General features: G+C 61.2%; 19 protein-coding genes. 3 read left to right on the top strand and 16 right to left on the bottom strand.

Features of this window, described 5'->3' with window-relative positions; genetic code table 11:
• Positions 1-245: 245 nt before the first annotated feature.
• Genes ACMGGK_RS17545 through sdhC form a run of 4 tightly spaced genes read right to left on the bottom strand, consistent with a single transcriptional unit; the run spans position 246 to position 3,476 of the window.
• Entirely contained in the window at positions 246-962 is a 717-nt protein-coding gene (locus ACMGGK_RS17545) for a succinate dehydrogenase iron-sulfur subunit (RefSeq protein WP_015376975.1), read from the bottom strand.
• A gap of 16 nt (positions 963-978) precedes the next feature.
• Entirely contained in the window at positions 979-2,745 is a 1,767-nt protein-coding gene (gene sdhA, locus ACMGGK_RS17550) for a succinate dehydrogenase flavoprotein subunit (protein WP_015376974.1), read from the bottom strand.
• Positions 2,746-3,093, bottom strand: a complete 348-nt coding sequence (gene sdhD, locus ACMGGK_RS17555) for a succinate dehydrogenase membrane anchor subunit (RefSeq protein WP_004939891.1) — start codon at positions 3,091-3,093, stop codon at positions 2,746-2,748.
• A complete protein-coding gene (gene sdhC / locus ACMGGK_RS17560) occupies positions 3,087-3,476 on the bottom strand; it encodes a succinate dehydrogenase cytochrome b556 subunit (protein ID WP_004939893.1) in 390 nt (129 codons plus the stop codon). Before sdhC ends, sdhD begins: the two co-directional genes overlap by 7 nt.
• A 728-nt stretch (positions 3,477-4,204) precedes the next feature.
• Between sdhC and ACMGGK_RS17565 the strand changes: the two genes are divergently transcribed.
• Positions 4,205-5,497, top strand: coding sequence for a citrate synthase (locus tag ACMGGK_RS17565; protein WP_016928730.1), 1,293 nt, complete (start codon positions 4,205-4,207; stop codon positions 5,495-5,497).
• A 58-nt stretch (positions 5,498-5,555) separates the two neighbouring features.
• On the opposite strand, the gene nei is transcribed toward ACMGGK_RS17565, so the two are convergent.
• From nei to ACMGGK_RS17625, 12 genes are all read right to left on the bottom strand, one after another.
• The gene (gene nei, locus ACMGGK_RS17570) at positions 5,556-6,347 is read right to left on the bottom strand and encodes an endonuclease VIII (RefSeq protein WP_049300328.1); all 792 of its coding nucleotides are present in this window, start codon (positions 6,345-6,347) and stop codon (positions 5,556-5,558) included.
• A gap of 54 nt (positions 6,348-6,401) precedes the next feature.
• Positions 6,402-7,046, bottom strand: a complete 645-nt coding sequence (gene pcp / locus ACMGGK_RS17575; RefSeq protein ID WP_016928732.1) for a pyroglutamyl-peptidase I — start codon at positions 7,044-7,046, stop codon at positions 6,402-6,404.
• A gap of 8 nt (positions 7,047-7,054) precedes the next feature.
• Entirely contained in the window at positions 7,055-8,074 is a 1,020-nt protein-coding gene (locus ACMGGK_RS17580) for a DUF979 domain-containing protein (protein WP_016928733.1), read from the bottom strand.
• Positions 8,071-8,802 carry a DUF969 domain-containing protein gene (locus ACMGGK_RS17585; protein WP_016928734.1) on the bottom strand — a complete coding sequence of 244 codons (732 nt, stop codon included), beginning with the start codon at positions 8,800-8,802 and terminating at the stop codon, positions 8,071-8,073. Before ACMGGK_RS17585 ends, ACMGGK_RS17580 begins: the two co-directional genes overlap by 4 nt.
• Before the next feature lie 54 nt (positions 8,803-8,856).
• The gene (pxpA, locus tag ACMGGK_RS17590) at positions 8,857-9,597 is read right to left on the bottom strand and encodes a 5-oxoprolinase subunit PxpA (RefSeq protein ID WP_016928735.1); all 741 of its coding nucleotides are present in this window, start codon (positions 9,595-9,597) and stop codon (positions 8,857-8,859) included.
• Positions 9,587-10,519, bottom strand: a complete 933-nt coding sequence (pxpC, locus tag ACMGGK_RS17595) for a 5-oxoprolinase subunit PxpC (protein ID WP_016928736.1) — start codon at positions 10,517-10,519, stop codon at positions 9,587-9,589. Before pxpC ends, pxpA begins: the two co-directional genes overlap by 11 nt.
• On the bottom strand, positions 10,513-11,169 hold the full coding sequence (pxpB, locus tag ACMGGK_RS17600) for a 5-oxoprolinase subunit PxpB (protein ID WP_016928737.1): 657 nt from the start codon (positions 11,167-11,169) through the stop codon (positions 10,513-10,515). Before pxpB ends, pxpC begins: the two co-directional genes overlap by 7 nt.
• A gap of 159 nt (positions 11,170-11,328) precedes the next feature.
• Positions 11,329-12,072, bottom strand: a complete 744-nt coding sequence (locus ACMGGK_RS17605) for a type 2 GTP cyclohydrolase I (protein ID WP_016928738.1) — start codon at positions 12,070-12,072, stop codon at positions 11,329-11,331.
• A gap of 18 nt (positions 12,073-12,090) precedes the next feature.
• Positions 12,091-13,071 carry an MBL fold metallo-hydrolase gene (locus ACMGGK_RS17610; protein ID WP_420277073.1) on the bottom strand — a complete coding sequence of 327 codons (981 nt, stop codon included), beginning with the start codon at positions 13,069-13,071 and terminating at the stop codon, positions 12,091-12,093.
• A 22-nt stretch (positions 13,072-13,093) separates the two neighbouring features.
• Positions 13,094-14,524, bottom strand: coding sequence for a deoxyribodipyrimidine photo-lyase (gene phrB, locus ACMGGK_RS17615; RefSeq protein WP_016928740.1), 1,431 nt, complete (start codon positions 14,522-14,524; stop codon positions 13,094-13,096).
• A 15-nt stretch (positions 14,525-14,539) separates the two neighbouring features.
• Entirely contained in the window at positions 14,540-15,496 is a 957-nt protein-coding gene (locus ACMGGK_RS17620) for a YbgA family protein (RefSeq protein ID WP_016928741.1), read from the bottom strand.
• Between the two features lie 142 nt (positions 15,497-15,638).
• Positions 15,639-15,848, bottom strand: a complete 210-nt coding sequence (locus tag ACMGGK_RS17625; protein ID WP_004939916.1) for a YbfA family protein — start codon at positions 15,846-15,848, stop codon at positions 15,639-15,641.
• Between the two features lie 441 nt (positions 15,849-16,289).
• Between ACMGGK_RS17625 and ACMGGK_RS17630 the strand changes: the two genes are divergently transcribed.
• Together ACMGGK_RS17630 and kdpA are read left to right on the top strand one after the other, a co-directional pair.
• Positions 16,290-16,379: a K(+)-transporting ATPase subunit F gene (locus ACMGGK_RS17630; protein ID WP_016928742.1), complete on the top strand. Its 90-nt coding sequence runs from the start codon at positions 16,290-16,292 to the stop codon at positions 16,377-16,379.
• Positions 16,379-18,067 carry a potassium-transporting ATPase subunit KdpA gene (gene kdpA, locus ACMGGK_RS17635; RefSeq protein WP_420277074.1) on the top strand — a complete coding sequence of 563 codons (1,689 nt, stop codon included), beginning with the start codon at positions 16,379-16,381 and terminating at the stop codon, positions 18,065-18,067. Before ACMGGK_RS17630 ends, kdpA begins: the two co-directional genes overlap by 1 nt.
• Positions 18,068-18,091: the final 24 nt, after the last annotated feature.

The following is an 18,091-nucleotide window of genomic DNA, read 5'->3' on the forward strand; positions in this document are numbered from 1 at the left end:
TTCGCCGTGGTTAACATAATTACCGTGATGAATACGGTTTGCCGTAAAACGGTTCACTCGACGTACTTGCGGCCATGACGGCCCGATACGTTCTGTTATGGACCTTGCGGTCCCTTACAAGGAACCTCTAAAAACCGGCGGAAGAACCAGGCTGCATAGCGCCGCAGCCGCGGGTCAGTTTTTAGAGGTTCCCTCCCCTATGGGATGTGCGCCGGAAAAGAGCCCGGCGCAGCATCTCATTCCGTTTATGCGCCGCGTTGCAGCAGCATGGACTTGATATGCCCGATCGCACGCGTCGGGTTCAAGCCTTTAGGGCATACACTGACACAATTCATAATGCTATGGCAGCGGAAAACACTAAAAGCGTCGTCCAGATCATCTAAACGTTCTTGCGTTTCCGTGTCACGGCTGTCGATCAGGAAGCGATACGCCGCCAACAGACCGGCTGGGCCGATGAACTTGTCCGGGTTCCACCAGAACGATGGGCAAGAGGTTGAACAGCAGGCGCACAGGATGCACTCGTACAGACCGTCCAACTTGGCGCGCTGCTCCGGCGATTGCAGGTGCTCGCGCGCCGGCGGGTTCTTACCGTCGTTCAGCAGGTATGGCTTGATCTTTTCATATTGGGTATAGAACTGGCCCATATCCACCACCAGATCGCGCACTACCGGCAGGCCCGGCAGCGGACGGATCACGATCTTGCCGTTGCCTTTGCGCAGCGACGAAACCGGAGTGATGCACGCGAGGCCGTTTTTACCGTTCATGTTCAGGCCGTCGGAACCGCACACGCCTTCGCGGCATGAGCGACGGAACGACAGGGTCGGGTCTTTTTCTTTCAGCTGGATCAACGCATCCAGCAGCATCATGTCGCGACCTTCTTCCGCTTCCAGGGTGTAATCCTGCATGTGCGGCGCGTCGTCGACATCCGGATTGTAGCGATAAATGGAAAATTCGAGTTTCATCTGTCGATCTCCGCAATTAGTAAGAACGCACTTTCGGCGGGAATGCCGGGCGCAGCTTCGGTTGCATGTTCACTTCACGACGCGTCATGCTTTCCGATTGCGGCAGATACAGCGAATGGCACAGCCAGTTGGCGTCATCGCGTTCCGGATAGTCGAAGCGGCTGTGCGCGCCACGGCTCTCGGTACGGAAGTTGGCCGACACGGCGGTGGAATACGCGGTCTCCATCAGGTTATCCAACTCCAGACATTCGATGCGCTGGGTGTTGAACTCGCTGGAGGTATCGTCCAGGCGTGCGTTCTTCAGACGTTCACGGATCACTTTCAGTTCTTCCAGGCCCTTGGCCATCGCATCGCCTTCGCGGAATACCGAGAAGTTGTGCTGCATGCAAGACTGCAGCGCTTTGCGAATTTCGACCGGGTCTTCGCCGGAACGGGTGTTGTTCCAACGATTCAGACGGTCCAGCGAGGCTTCCACGTCGGAGTCGCTGGCGTCACGGCTCACGCCCTGCTCTTCCAGCGATTCCTGCAGGTGCATGCCGGCGGAACGGCCGAACACCACCAGGTCGAGCAGCGAGTTGCCGCCCAGGCGGTTGGCGCCGTGCACCGATACGCAGGCGATTTCGCCCACGGCGAACAGCCCCGGGATCACCACGTCTTCGCCCTTCTCGTTCACGGTCAGCGCCTGGCCGGTCACCTTGGTCGGAATGCCGCCCATCATATAGTGACAGGTTGGGATAACCGGGATCGGCTCTTTCACCGGATCGACGTGCGCGAAGGTGCGGGACAGTTCCAGAATGCCCGGCAGACGGGATTCCAGCACCTCTTTGCCCAGGTGATCCAGCTTCAGCTTGGCGTGCGGGCCCCAAGGACCGTCGCAGCCGCGGCCTTCGCGGATTTCGATCATGATCGAACGGGCAACCACGTCGCGGCCCGCCAGATCTTTGGCGTTCGGCGCATAACGCTCCATGAAGCGCTCGCCGTGCTTGTTCAGCAGGTAACCGCCTTCGCCGCGGCAGCCTTCGGTCACCAGCACGCCCGCGCCGGCGATGCCGGTCGGGTGGAACTGCCACATTTCCATGTCCTGCACCGGCACGCCGGCGCGCAGCGCCATGCCGACACCGTCGCCGGTGTTAATGTGGGCGTTGGTGGTGGACTGGTAAATGCGGCCTGCGCCGCCGGTCGCCAGCACGGTGGCCTTGGCTTTGAAGTAAACCACTTCACCGGTTTCGATGCAGATAGCCGTGGTGCCGACCACCGCGCCGTCCTGGTTTTTCACCAGATCAAGCGCATACCACTCGGAGAAGATGGTGGTGTGGTTTTTCAGGTTCTGTTGGTACAGGGTGTGCAGCAGCGCATGGCCGGTACGGTCGGCTGCGGCTGCGGTACGCGCCGCCTGCTCGCCGCCGAAGTTCAGCGACTGGCCGCCGAACGGGCGCTGATAAATGCGGCCGTCGTCCAGACGAGAGAACGGCAGGCCCATGTGTTCCAGTTCCAGAATCGCTTCCGGGCCGGTTTTACACATATATTCGATGGCGTCCTGGTCACCGATATAGTCGGAACCTTTCACCGTGTCGTACATATGCCATTCCCAGTTGTCCTCGTGGCTGTTGCCAAGCGCGACGGTAATGCCGCCCTGTGCGGACACGGTATGGGAACGGGTCGGGAAAACTTTGGACAGCAGGGCACAGGTCGAGCCCGCTTGGGAAATTTGCAGCGCGGCACGCATGCCCGCACCGCCGGCGCCGATTACGACGGCATCAAACTCTCTGACTGGCAGTTTCATTTAAGCACCCCACACTACGATTGTTCCGTACAGTAAATAGACCAGCAACGCGACCACGACAGCCAGCTGCAACACCAGGCGAACCGCCAGCGGCTTGACGTAGTCCGTCAGCACCTGCCACAGCCCGATCCAGGCGTGCACCAGAATCGACAGCAAGGTCAGCAGAGTGAACACTTTCGTAATGGAAGTGGCGAAGAAACCGCGCCAGATGTCATAAGTGAGTTCCGGAGCCGTGACGAAAAAGCCCAGGATATACAGGACGTACAGGGTGATGATGATCGCGGAAGCACGCAGCAGCAGCCAATCGTGCACGCCGTTGCGCCCTAATGCAGAAACGTTGTTTACCATACGAGGACTCCAGCCAGAACTGACAGCACGACGGTCAGACCGATCGCCACCTGGGCGGAACGGGTGCCGGCGGCCAAACTCTCTTCGATGTAGCCAAAATCCATTAACAAGTGACGGATGCCACCGCAAATGTGATAGGCCAGCGCCGTGAGGATGCCCCAGAATATGAATTTGACGATGAAGCTATTCATGATGGCGGCCGCCTGCAGGAACCCCTCTTGGGAAGAGAGTGACAGGCCCAGCAGCCAGAGGAGGATACCCACGGCAACGAAGGTAATTACGCCAGAGACTCGGTGTAAGATAGACGCTATCGCAGTTACGGGGAACCGGATCGTTTGCAGATCCAAGTTGACAGGTCGTTGTTTTTTCACGTATTTGCCCACACAGCTCTTATTATTTTCCTTCCTCCGGGCCTGGGCGGGGATCAGACAGCGTTAAGAGCCTAAAACCCTTACACGTCACGCGCTCAAACATCAACATCCTCTGTGCTCAAACGGCGCGCATTTATAACGCTGGGTGCTCCTACTTCAGGGTAATCCGGAGACCTGGCGGCAGTATAGGAGGATCACATTCTGATTACAATTCTCATACAACCGCTTTGATAACATTTCCCCCGAACAGTGATTCAGATCACGGATTTCACAATTAGTGCAAAATTAATTATCTGATTTGACAAGAGATCAACATTTCCATTACATATAGGGGCACAAACGGTCCTATGATGCGCTATGGGTCAGCAGATACACTTCCTCCCGGGTTCGAGTTATGCAACAGTGTATTTGGCGAACCTATCCCAATAGCCGTTGTTTCCCGCTCGAGTTTGCCGGCGTCAAAAGCAAATAAAGCACATAAAAACAGATTATTGGGATAGGTTCACATCTCTTCGAACAGCTCATAGGTAAGATTAACAGACTATAACGAATTACTCTGAATCGTTAACAACTGGTCACCCGTCTCGTTCGCCTGGTCAGCACTCTGTACCCTACCCGCGCACAGTTGCGCAGTCGCTCACAGAGTTAGCGTCCGCACCATTTTTTGCGGGCAACCTGCAGAGATTTAAGGTATTTCAGTTGTTAGTGGTTTTTAAAATAAGGCGCTAAGGAGACAGTAAATGACTGATAAGAAAGCGACGCTAACCATTAACGACAGCGAAGCTCCGATCGAACTGGGCGTATTGACACCGACACTGGGCCCTGATGTCCTCGATGTCCGCGCCCTGGGTTCCAAAGGTTATTTCACATTTGATCCCGGCTTTACCTCCACCGCTTCTTGCGAATCCAAGATTACCTTCATCGACGGCGACAAAGGCGTGCTGCTGCACCGCGGCTTCCCTATCGAGCAGCTGGCGAAAGAATCTTCCTACCTGGAAGTGTGCTACATCCTGCTGTACGGCGAGACCCCAACGCCGGAAGAATTCGAAACCTTCAAGACCACCGTAACCCGCCATACCATGATCCACGACCAGATCACCCATCTGTTCCGTGGCTTCCGCCGCGACTCGCACCCGATGGCAGTGCTGTGCGGCGTGACCGGCGCGCTGGCGGCGTTCTACCACGATGCGCTGGACGTCAACAACGAGCGTCACCGTGAAATCACCGCGTTCCGCCTGCTGTCCAAAATGCCGACCGTGGCCGCGATGTGCTACAAATACTCCCTGGGCCAGCCGTTCGTTTATCCGCGCAACGATCTGTCCTACGCCGGCAACTTCCTGCACATGATGTTCGCCACTCCGTGCGAAGAATACGTGGTGAACCCGGTGCTGGAACGCGCCATGGACCGCATCCTGATCCTGCACGCCGACCATGAGCAGAACGCCTCTACCTCAACCGTGCGCACCGCCGGCTCTTCCGGCGCCAACCCGTTCGCCTGCATCGCGGCCGGCATCGCCTCCCTGTGGGGGCCGGCGCACGGCGGCGCCAACGAAGCGGCGCTGAAAATGCTGGAAGAGATCAAGACCGTCGAGCACATTCCGGAATTCATCAAGCGCGCCAAGGACAAGAACGACTCCTTCCGCCTGATGGGCTTCGGCCACCGCGTGTACAAGAACTACGATCCGCGCGCCACCGTGATGCGCGAAACCTGTCACGAAGTGCTGAAAGAGCTGAACAAGAAGGACGACAACCTGCTGCAGGTGGCGATGGAGCTGGAACACATCGCGCTGAACGACCCGTACTTCATCGAGAAGAAACTGTACCCGAACGTCGACTTCTACTCCGGCATCATCCTGAAGGCGATGGGCATTCCTTCTTCCATGTTCACCGTGATCTTCGCCATCGCGCGCACCATCGGCTGGATCGCCCACTGGAACGAAATGCACGACGAAGGCATCAAAATTGCTCGTCCGCGTCAGCTGTACACCGGCTATGCCGAGCGTGATTTCAAATCCCAGCTGAAAAACAAGTAAGCCACTTTCCTGGCTGAAACCGTACAGCGCCGCCCCTTCGGGCGGCGTTTTTTTTTGGTTATTTCTGGCAGCCCGGGCACCAATAAAACGGCCGCGACGACAGGTCGGTACGCACGATCATCCCACCGCAGCGTTCGCACGGCTCACCGCTGCGATGAAACACCTTGAAGCGAAACAGCGCGCCGTGATGCCGGTTGTCATCCGCCTGCCCGCGCGTCTGGTAGGAAAGGCGCGGCACCGCCAGCGACGCCTCCGCCAGGCGCCGCAGCGCCTCTGGCGCCAGATCCTGCGGTTTGTGCTGCGGCGCCAACTCGGCCTGCCACAGGATTTCGGCGCGCAGATAGTTGCCCAATCCGGCAAGAAACGCCTGGTCGAGCAGCATGCCACCCAGCTGCCGGCGGCGAAAACGCGGCGTCAGCAAACGCTCCTGCACCTCATCCACCGTCAGCGACATGTCCAACACGTCGGGGCCGATGCGTTGCAAAAACGGGTGTTGTTCTATTTCCTCGCGCGGCCCGAGGGTAATGTCGGAAGCGCTGTAGAGCAATATCGCGCTGCGGGCGGTTTCCAGCCGCACCCGCAGTTCGCGTTTGGTCTCCGGCGTCTCCCCCGCCGCCGCCACTTTCCACACGCCATACAGCTGGTTATGGCTGTACATCGTCAGCCCGTTGGAGAAATGGGTCAGCAGCGCCTTGCCGCGCGGCTCGATGGCGACGATGCGCTCGCCGAGCAAACGCTGGCGGTAGTGCTTCAACTGGGGAAAAGCGAAATCGACGGCGGTCAGCGGCTGATCGATCACCGCCGCCGCCAGTTTGTCCGCCGCCCGGCGGATCTCCGGTCCTTCCGGCATAGGCCACTCCTTGCGTAGACCCGGCGCAACCCGGTGCGCCGGGAGTGTTCTTGATTAATGCGTCGCGCCGCCCACCACTTTCAGATCGTGTTCCACCTGCAAAGCGATGGAAACGGCCAGCTCCAGCGCAAACAGCACCGTCGAAGCCGCCATGCTCGGCGCGCCGGGGTGCGCCGCCGCCTGCTCAGGCAAATACGGGATATGGATAAAACCGCCCTTCACCTCGCGTTGGCCGCTCAAACGGTGCAGCAGCCCATACATCACATGGTTGCACACGTAGGTGCCGGCAGTCTGCGAAACGGCGGCCGGAATACCGGCCTCGCGCATCGAACTCACCATCGCTTTGATCGGCAAAGTGCTGAAATAGGCCGCCGGACCGCCGGCGACGATCGGTTCGTCCACCGGCTGCTGCCCCTGATTGTCGGGGATACGCGCGTCGTCGACGTTGATCGCCACCCGTTCAATCGTGATGTCGGTGCGGCCGCCGGCCTGGCCGATAGCCAGTACCATCACCGGCTGCACCTCGTCGATCGCCGCGTTGAGCGCCTCCAGCGCCGCGCCGAACACGCACGGCAGCTGGCGCGCCACAATGCGCGTGCCGACCAGTTCCATATCGTTGAGCTGCTTCACCACTTCCCAGGAGGGATTGAGGCGCTCACCACCAAACGGCTCGAAGCCGGTGATCAATACTTTTTGCATCCTTACTCCTACAGGAACATCAGGAAATACAGCAGGAACACGTTAACCAACAGCAGCAGCACGCCGGTCGGCACCTGCGCCTTGATCACCGCATTCTTGTCCGGCAACTCCAGCAGCGCCGCCGGCACAATGTTGAAGTTCGCCGCCATCGGCGTCATCAGGGTGCCGCAATAGCCGGAGAACATGCCGATCGCCGCCATCACCGCCGGGTTGCCGCCGTGTTGCAGCACCAGGATCGGAATGCCGATGCCTGCGGTGACGATCGGGAACGCGGCGAAGGCGTTGCCCATCACCATGGTCAGCACCGCCATACCGATAGCGTAGACCGCCACGGCGATAAAGCGGTTATCCACCGCCAGATACTCCTGGGTCAAATGCGAGATTGCGGTGCCGACGCCGGCGACGGTAAACAGCAACCCCAGCGTGGCGAGGATCTGCGGCAGAATGAACGCCCAGCCGATCGAATCCAGCAGGCGCCGCGCTTCCTGTATCGGCTGCAGGGCCTTCTCATGGGTCATTTTCACCGCGATCGCCAGACCGATCAGGCAGCCGACGGTCATCGAGAACAGGGTGATCAGCGTCGCGTGGTTACCGCTGCCGAACACCGCGCTTTGCAACGCCGGCACGTTGTTGAACAGCAGCACGCCGATCACCGTCACGACCGGGATCGCCAACGCGGGGATAAACAGCTTGTTGCCCAAACGCTTGGCGCTGGCCTCGCGCTCCTGCGGCGTTCGCTGATGATAGCTGCCGAGGCGCACGCCGCCGAAGCCGGCGATCAGGGCCATCACCACCACCACCCCGCCAACGATGATATGCAGCATGCGTTTCTCGTTGCTGCCTTCGCCGAGCACGTCGCCCAGCAGGCGGTAAGTCCAGTCGCCGACCAGGAATACCAGGCCGTACAGCCCCCAAAACAGCCCGGTGGTGATGCGGCGCGGGTTGGCGCGATCGCGGAAAGACATCACCGCCACAATCAGCAGCACCGCGCCGGCCAGCCAGTAGAGATATTGTTGCTGGAAGTTCATCGCGCCTCCCCCTTCGCCTGCAGCGCCGCCTGATTCAGCTGCGCCAGCTCGGCGCTCAGCTGTTTATCCATCCGATACAGCCGGAACGCGTGGATCAGGAAGGCGAAAATGGCGGTCGGAATGCCCCACAGCGCGATATGCAGCGGCTCGGTCTGAATGCCGCCGGACTCCAGCATAAAGTTATGCATGAAGATGATCGCGCCGAAGGCCACGAAAATATCCTCGCCGAAGAACAGCCCGACGTTGTCGGTCGCGGCCGACATGGCGCGCAGGCGGTGGCGGGTGCGCTCCGGCAGCTCGCCGTAGCGGTTTTCCGTCGCCCCTTCCGCCATCGGCGCCAGCAGCGGCCGCACCATCTGCGGGTGCCCACCCAGGCTGGTCAGCCCCATCGCTGCGGTGATCTCGCGCACGAACAGGTACACGATCAGCAAACGGCCGGCGGTGGCGCTTTTGATCTTGGCGATCCACGCCTGCGCCCGCTCTTTCAGCCCGTGTCGTTCCAGCAGGCCGATCACCGCCAGCGGCAACAGCAGGATCAGCGGCAGGTTGCGGGTATTGAGAAAGCCCTCGCCGAGCTTTTCCAGAATGACGTCCAGCGGCATTAGCGCCGCCAGACCGGTGATGATGCCGGCGGCGATCACCACCAGCACCGGATTGAAACGCAATACAAATCCGACCACGATGGCGGCGATGCCGATCAGTGGCCAGAGATTCACGGCCTGTTCCATAGTCTTCCCTCAATATTTTCTAATAGTTTTTTGCTTGTGATGTTGTGTCTTGCTTTATTGCTCCGCGCTGACGCGGATGCCCTGCTGAACAAAACTGTCCCGCAGCTTGCGCGCATACGCCAGCGCATGCTCGCCGTCCCCGTGCAGGCAGACGGTTTCCGCCTGTACGGCGGCCCAGACGCCATCCACGCTGCGAACCCGGTGATGGCGCACCATCTCCAGCGTTTGCGCCAGCGCCTGTTCGTCGTCCTCGATCAGCGCCCCCGGCAAACCGCGCGGCACCAGCGTGCCGTCGGCCTGATAGCCGCGATCGGCGAATACCTCTTGCCGGGTGGTCAGGCCAAGTTGTTCCCCGGCGCGGATCAGCGCGCTGCCGGCCAGCCCCACCAGCCGCAGCGCCGGATCGACCGCCTGCACCGCCCGAGCGATCGCTTCCGCCAGCGCCGGCTCAACCGCCGCCTGGTTGTACAGCATGCCGTGCGGCTTAACGTGCACCATCACTCCGCCCTCGGCGCGGGCGATGGCCGCCAGCGCCCCGAGCTGATACACCACCTGCGCGTAGACCGTTTCCGGCGGCAGCTGCATGCGGGTCCGGCCGAAGTTCTCCCGATCGGGAAAACTCGGGTGGGCGCCAATCGCCACGCCGTACTGCAATGCCCAGCGCACCGACTGACGCATGGTCTGCGCATCGCCGGCGTGGAAGCCGCAGGCGATGTTGGCCGAACTCACCAATTGCAGCAGCGCCTGGTCGTTGGCGCAGCCTTCGCCGAGATCGGCGTTCAAATCAACGATCATGTAACCCCCAGGCAATCTGTCGAAGGAAGAGATCCTGCTCGGCCTTGGCGCGCTGCGCCTCGGCCAATGAGCAGAGAACGAAGTGGATCGGTTCGCCGAGACGGACCTGCGCCAGATGGTAGAGATCGGCTTCGATCACGCAGGCGATGCGCGGGTAACCGCCGGTGGTTTGCGCATCAGCCATCAGCACGATCGGCTGGCCGTTGTGCGGCACCTGCACCACGCCGGGCATCAGGCCGTGCGACAGCATCTCTCTCTCAGTGGTGCGCGCCAGCGGCGTGCCGCCATGCAGGCGGTAGCCCATGCGGTTGCTCTGCGGGCTGAGCTGCCAGGCGGTGCGCCAGAACGTGTCCTGCGCCTCTTCGCTGAACTCGGCGTACTCCGGCCCCGGCAAAGCACGGATGCGGTTGGTGAACAGCAGCTGTTTCACGCCGCAGGAATGTTGCGGTTGAGCGGCAGAGTTGCCCAGCGGCAGCCGATCGCCGTCCTTCAGGTTACGGCCTTCGTGGCCGCCAAAGGCGGCTTTCATGTCGGTGCTGCACGATCCCAGCATTTCCGGCACGGCGATACCGCCCGAGATCGCCAGGTAGCTGCGCATGCCGCGTTTCGGCGTGCCCAGCGCCAGCCGCTGCCCCTTTTTCACCGGATAGCGCCAGCCGGTCCACAGCGGCTTGCCGTCCAGCTGCGCGTCGCAGCCGGCGCCGGTCAGGGCGATCCAGCCTGCGCGGGTAAACTCGGCGCTGAACTGGCCGAGGGTGATCTCCAGCCCAGCGGCCTCCGGCGCATTGCCCACCAGCAGGTTGGCGATCTTCAGCGCCGGTTGATCCAGCGCTCCGCCGGTGCTGATGCCCAGACGGCGGAATCCCTCGCGGCCCAAATCCTGCACCGTGGTATAGATGCCGGCGCGCAGAATAATCAGCATACGCCCTCCTTCTGCGGCACAAAGCGTACGTTATCGCCCGGACGCAGCAGCGTCGGCGGCATTTCATGCGGATTGAACAACGCCAACGGCGTGCGGCCGATCAGCTGCCAGCCGCCGGGCGTCACCAGCGGATAGATGCCGGTCTGGCCGCCGCCGATGCCGACGGAGCCGGCCGCCACCGCCAGACGCGGTTCAGCGCGGCGCGGCGTCGCCAGTTGTTCCGGCATGCCGCCCAAATAGGAGAAGCCCGGCTGAAAGCCGAGAAAATAGACCACATAAGCTGCCGCCGCGTGGCATTCCACCACCTGTTGCGGCGTCATGCCGGTATGGCGCGCCACCTCATCCAGGTCGGGGCCCTGTTCCCCGCCGTAGACAACCGGAATATCCACCTGGCGCGACTCCGGCGTCAGGCGCTCTTTGCTTTCCCAGCCCTGCTGCAGCAACGCCAGCATCGCTTCGGCGTCGGCCTGCGGCGTATGCAGCAACAGCGTCAGGTTGTTCATCCCCGGCACCACTTCCCGCACGTCGGGATGGTGATTCAGCTTTTCCGCCAGCGCCCAGATGCGCTGCTGGCTCGGCAACGTCACCGGCGGCGACAGTTCAAGCACTACCGCTCTTTCACCCAACAGGTAATAACGCGCTTGTTGCACCCTTATTCTCCTTATTATTATCGCGCTGAAAAACACACCAGTTATGCGTGACGCGGCCCCGGCTGTCAATAGAGCGCAACCATAAGGAAAATAAGGAAATAGCGCGGTAAAAGGATTCAGCCGGCGCACAGGCCGGGCTGGATCCGGGGAAGAAAAAAATCAGGCGGGATTCGGGATATCGATAAAGGTCACATCAAAGCCGTGGTGCTGGGCCAGCCACTCACCCAACGCTTTCACGCCGCCGCGCTCGGTGGCGTGGTGACCGGCGGCGAAGAAATGTACGCCCATTTCACGCGCGCTGTGAATGGTCTGCTCAGACACTTCACCGCTGATGAACGCATCGACGCCGAAACGCGCCGCGCTGTCGATAAAGCCCTGGCCGCCGCCGGTGCACCAGGCCACCCGGCGAATATGTTCAGGCGCGTTATCGCCGCAGTGCAGCACCGCGCGCCCCAGTCGGCTTTCGATACGCTGCTGCAGCGCTTCACCGGTCAGCGGCTGTTCAAATTCGCCGTGCGGCACCAGCGGCTCGACGTCGCCAATCACCCGGATGCCCAGCGCCTGCGCCAGCTGCGCGTTGTTGCCCAGCACCGGATGCGCGTCCAGCGGCAGGTGGTAGCCGTACAGATTGATATCGTGGGTCAGCAGCGTTTTCAGGCGATTGCGTTTCATGCCGCGCACCGCCGGCGCCTCGTTTTTCCAGAAATAGCCGTGGTGTACGATAATCGCGTCGGCCTGATGCGCCACCGCGGCGTCCAGCAGCGCCTGACAGGCGGTGACGCCGGTCACGATGCGCTGCACGTGCGGGCGGCCTTCTACCTGCAAACCGTTGGGGGCGTAGTCCTGAAACGCCGCGGCGTTCAGTTCCGTGTTGATCAGTTGTTCCAGATCGAGGTTACGCATTCTCTTCTCTCTTCATAGTCAAAATGTCTGCCGGTCGCCCTGCGCCATCAGGATGAATTTCACCCCCAGATCGTTGCCCTGCGTCAGCTGCTGCGCAATGGCGACGCGCGCGTCTTCGCCCTGCTTCAGGCTGGGCTTGATGTGGCTGATGACCACCGGCAGACCCTTCAGCGAGCCTTCGCCGCCGCTGTACTGTGTCAGGTTCTTCAGCTCCTTCAGCAGCCAGGCCGGCGTCAAATGACCGTACAGATGTTTGTCCTCCATCCCGTTGGGGTAAGAGGTTTCGATAATCATGCCTTTGAGCTTTTTCTGCTCGACAAGCGGCCCCAGCGCGCGCCAGACGGTATCGAGATCGCGCGACTGCTCCACCTTATCCGGCCCGGTATCGCCGAAGTAGGCGAAGAACTCGTTACCGTTGGAAATCAGCAGCATCGACGACGGGTAGCGATCGTGGCTGAGCGGGTACATCACGCCGGTCAACCCGGTCAGCCCGAGGGTAAACCGCTGCTGCGGCCGCACCGTTTCCAGCCGGTAGGTGCCCAGCCGCGCACCGTTGCCGGCGTCGGTAAAGTTCGGCCAGGCCTTCCAGTTAAAGTAGTGATTACGCAGGGTCAGCACGGTGTCAGCCTGGGCGTAAACGGTTTTTTTATTGTCCTCGGGCGAGCCGACGATCAGCCCCGCCACGTGGTCCAGATGGCCGTGGCTGATGAAATAGCCGCCGATCAACTGCCGGAACACATGGCCCTGCGGCGTGTAAGGCGCGGCCAACTCGGCGGTCACCTGCGGGAAGCTGCCCTTCTCCAGCCCTTTGGCGATGCCCGGCAGCAGCGAACCGGCGTCCAGCGCCACATACTGCGGCTGATTGTCGCTGCGGATCAGGTAGGAAGTCAGGTTGCCGTCGCTGACGCCGCCGTCGACGCCCAGCGCCACCACGTCAAAGCCGGCGATCGCCAGCGCGGAATAGCCGCTCAGGCACAGGGCCAACACCTTTTTCATCATTGCGTCGCTCCTTGCAGTTGCCTCAAGACTCTCCCCGTTTCGCCGCCTCGAACGCCGCCAGCGTCTCCAGGCGGGCTTGCTTATGATCGACGATCGGCAGCGGGTAATTCAGCACGCATGGCTGCTTTTCCGCCCAACGGTGAGGATGATGGATGTCATTGTCGGGCACATCCGCCAGTTCCGGCAACCATTTACGGATAAAAGTGCCTTGTGGATCAAAACGTTCACCCTGCGTCGTCGGGTTGAAGATGCGGAAATACGGCGCGGCGTCGGTGCCGGTGGACGCCGCCCACTGCCAGCCGCCGTTGTTGGCCGCCAGATCGCCGTCCAGCAGTTGCGACATGAAGTAGCGCTCCCCGGCGCGCCAGTCGATCAGCAGATCCTTCACCAGGAAACTGGCGCTGATCATGCGCAGCCGGTTATGCATCCAGCCGGTGGCGTTCAGTTGGCGCATGGCGGCATCGACGATCGGGTAGCCGGTCTCGCCCCGCTGCCAGGCCTGCAGCTTCGCCGCGTCATCGCGCCAGCGCACTTTGTCCGTCCAGGCGATAAACGGCCGATGGCGGCACAGCTCGGGATAGGCCACCAGCAGATGGCGGTAGAACTCGCGCCAAATCAGCTCGTTCAGCCAGGCGAAAGCGCCGCTCTCGCGATCTTCCAGCAACCGTGGGCATTCGGCGCGCAGGCGATTGAAGCACTGGCGCGGCGACAGCGCGCCAATCGCCAGATAGGGCGACAGGCTGCTGGTGCCGGCGATGGCGGGCAGATCGCGCTGGCGAAGGTAATCCTGCACTTGCTCACGGCAAAAGGCGCGCAGACGTTGCAGTGCGGCCTCCTCGCCGGCGGGATAGCCATCCCCAACCTCCGCCGCGGGGTAATCGAACGCCGCCGGCGCCTCAGGCGCAGGCAACGCGCCACCGGCACGGGTTTTAGGCGCCGGCAGGCAGCTGAGATCGGACTCGGTCAGGCGCTGAATGAAAGCGTTGCGAAACGGCGTATAGACCTTGTACATCTCGCCGCCGCCGGTTTGCACGCTGCCCGGCGGCAACAGCAGGCTGTCATCGAAACCGCGGCACGCCACCCGGTCGCTCAATCGCTGTTCCAACCGCGCATCGCGGCGCCGTTCATTCAGTTCGTACTGGCGATTGTAAAACAGCGCATCTACCTGCTCTCGCTCGCAATAGTCCGCCAGCCAGTCGATCGACGAGGCAAAGTCCGTGCCAGCATGGCAATGCAGCGCAATGCCTTTTTGCGCCAACGCCTGCTGCACCGCCCGCAGGCTGGCGTGGATCAGCGCCGCCTGCCGCGGCGCCATCTCATGTTGCCGCCACTGCTGCGGGGTGGCGATAAACACCGCCAGCACCCGGGCTTCGGGATCGCTGCAGGCGGCGTGCAGCGCTTTGTTGTCGGTGATACGCAGATCGTTACGCAACCAGACCAGATGCGTGGTCATAAAACTCCTTGTCAATCAATGGCCGTAACGCAAACGCAGCGCCTCCGGGTAAGGTTCGAAATAACGTTGTTCCGCCAGATAGCGGTCGGGGTATTCCGCCATGTAATGCTTAAGCAGCGCGATCGGCGCCAGCAGCGGCTGCATGCCCTGCCGATAACGGTCGATCAGGTGCGCCAGTTCCTGACGCTGCGCCGCGCTGAGCTGACGGCGGAAGTAGCCCTGCACGTGCATCAGCACGTTGGTGTGGTTGCGCCGCGTTGCTTTGTGCGCCAACAGCGCCATCAGGCGGCTGCGGTATTCCACGGCGAAGGCCTCCAGCGAGTCCCAGCGGTGAATATCGGCGACGAAGCGCCCCAGCTCGCGATAAGCCGGCTGCGAATGCGCCAACAGTGAAAGCTTGTAGCGGCTGTGAAACGCGATCAACCCGCCGCGGGTCAGCCCCTGGCGCCACAGCATATTCAGCTCATACAGCGCGTACACCCGTTCAATGAAGTTTTCCCGCAATGCCGCATCCTGCAATCGTCCGTCTTCTTCCACCGGCAGCCACGGCATCTGACGCAGCAGTTCAGCGGTAAACAGCCCGACGCCGTTTTTACGCGAGTCTTTGCCGTTCTCGCTGTAGACCCGCACCCGCTCCAGTCCGCAGCTCGGCGACTTGGCGCAGACGATATAACCGCACAGGTGCTGCAACGCGGCCACGCGCTGCGAGGAGAAACTGCGCATCTCCTCAGTCAGATCCACGCCGGCGTCGTTGCTGTAACGCATCGCCGGCCACGGCTGCGCCTGTTTCACCAGGCGCAGCGCCGGGCGCGGCGTAGGCAGACCAATCGCCATTTCCGGGCAAACGGGCTCAAAGCGCACATAGGGCGCCAACTGTTCCACCGCAAAGGCCAGCCGCTTATGGCCACCGTCGAAACGCACCGCATCGCCCAGTAAACAGGCGCTGATGCCGATAGGGATCTTGTCACTCATACCGCTCTCCCGCGTTGTTAGCCGATTGAGGAAAGTGTAGAAGAATGGCTTGCCGAATACGACCTTGCGCTTGATAGGGGCGGCTATAGGCATAAAAAAACCCCCGCCGCAGGGCGAGGTTTTTTCGTGAATCAGTAGTGGCTCAGTAGAAATCGCAGGACGCCAGTTCCGCCTGCTGCAGCCAGACCGGCTTATCGCTGGTTTTTGACCAGACGCGGTGCAGGTAGCTGTAAAAACGCCCGCGATCGCTGCGGAACAGCATCACCGGCAGGGCCAAAATGCCCGCGATCACCACTGCGCTGCGGCGCAGGAGAATCCGATGCAATGAATAAGCGTGATAGGTCGTAGACATGCGAACCTCCTTAAAAACGCCTGCCGTTGATTTGTCAGGGAAAACGGCGTGGGCGTATCAAATGAACAATCGGTAATTTGGTAACTGGACAAAATTTTAGCGCACTTGATGAAAGTTTACTACTCATCCGACCACTAAATCGCACAAAAAATCGCTAATCACCATGCTGATTCGTAATTTTGTTACAATCAAGTTAATTTTTAACTAAACATGGGTTACATTGTGGTTATTATTCGGTTCTTCATCCCACGCCTCAGCCCCTGCTTATTCACACATCAGGCGCAATCTCGCCGCAAGCAGGCTGCCTGAAATGGCCAATTTCCGCTGAAATTTCAGTCATTTTTATACTTTTTTTACACCCGCCCGCGCGATTTTTTCATCTTCTTTCTACCCCGCTCCCTACACTGCCTCTATCAAAAACAACACCTCTGGAGGTGTCCCGTGAGTTTCAGCGTTATTGGTGGTGCGCTGTTGGTTCTGCTGCTGTTGGCCTATCTGGTCTACGCCCTGTTTAACGCGGAGGATTTCTGATGGCGGCTTCAGCCTTTTTACTGATCGCCAGTTTCCTGCTGGTGCTTCTGCTGCTGGCACGGCCGCTGGGCGGTTTTATGGCGCGCCTGATCGAGGGTGAGCCGCTGCCTGCGCTGCGCGGGGTGGAAGCCGGGGTCTGGCGCGCCTGCGGCATCCGCGCCACCGAAATGAACTGGTGGCAGTACGCGCTAGCGATCCTGGCGTTTAACCTGCTCGGCCTGGCGCTGCTGTTCGCCCTGCTGATGACGCAGGGCTCGCTGCCGCTCAACCCGCAAGGCTTCCCGGGCCTCTCCTGGGATCTGGCGCTCAACACCGCCGTCAGCTTCGTCACCAACACAAACTGGCAGGCCTACAGCGGCGAAAGCGCCCTCAGCTATTTCAGCCAGATGGCCGGACTGGCGGTGCAGAACTTCGTCTCCGCCTCCACCGGCATCGCCGTGGCCTTTGCGCTGATCCGCGCCTTCACCCGCCGCGCCGGCAAGACCGTCGGCAACGCCTGGGCCGATCTGTTCCGCATCACGCTGTATGTGCTGCTGCCGATCGCGCTGGCGATCGCCCTGTTCTTCGTCAGCCAGGGCACGCTGCAAAACTTCCTGCCTTACCTGCACGTCACCACGCTCGAAGGCGCGCAGCAGACGCTGCCGATGGGGCCGGTGGCCTCGCAGGAAGCGATCAAAATGCTCGGCACCAACGGCGGCGGCTTCTTCGGCGCCAACTCGGCGCACCCGTTCGAGAACCCAACCGTGCTGACCAACTTCGTACAAATGCTGGCCATCTTCCTGATCCCCTGCGCGCTGTGCTTCTCCTTCGGCCAGTTGGCCGGTGAAAACCGCCAGGGCCATGCGCTGATCTGGGCGATGGCGCTGATCTTCGTGGTGGCGGTGGTGGTGGTGATGGTCGCCGAGCTGGCGGGCAACCCGCACCTGAGCGCGCTGGGCGCCGACAGCAACATCAATATGGAAGGCAAAGAGTCGCGCTTCGGCATTCTCGCCACCAGCCTGTTCTCGGTGGTGACCACCGCCGCGTCCTGCGGGGCGGTCAACGCCATGCACGACTCTTTCACCGCGCTGGGCGGCATGGTGCCGATGTGGCTGATGCAGATCGGTGAAGTGGTGTTCGGCGGCGTCGGCTCCGGCCTGTACGGCATGCTGCTGTTCGTACTGCTGACGGTGTTTATCGCCGGCCTGATGATCGGCCGCACCCCGGAATACCTGGGCAAGAAGATCGACGTTTACGACATGAAGATGACCGCGCTGGCGATCCTGGTCACGCCGACGCTGGTGTTGCTGGGCAGCGCGCTGGCCATCGGCACCGACGCGGGCCGCGCCGGCATCCTCAACCCGGGCACCCACGGCTTCAGCGAAGTGCTGTACGCCCTGTCTTCCGCCGCCAACAACAACGGCAGCGCCTTCGCCGGGTTGAGCGTCAATACGCCGTTCTACAACCTGCTGCTGGCCTTCGCCATGTTCGTCGGCCGCTTCGGGGTGATCCTGCCGGTGCTGGCGATCGCCGGTTCGCTGAGCGCCAAGCAGCGTCAGCCGGCGGGCAACGGCACCCTGCCGACCTATGGGCCGCTGTTTATCGGCCTGCTGATCGGCACCGTGCTGCTGGTTGGTGCGCTGACCTTCGTGCCGGCGCTGGCGCTGGGCCCAGTGGCCGAGCATTTGCAGCTTTGGTTGGCAAACTAACCGACGTCACAGAGAGAGAATAAG

Source organism: Serratia sp. BNK-33-b (genome assembly GCF_048684565.1).
Classification (GTDB): Bacteria; Pseudomonadota; Gammaproteobacteria; order Enterobacterales; family Enterobacteriaceae; genus Serratia; species Serratia marcescens.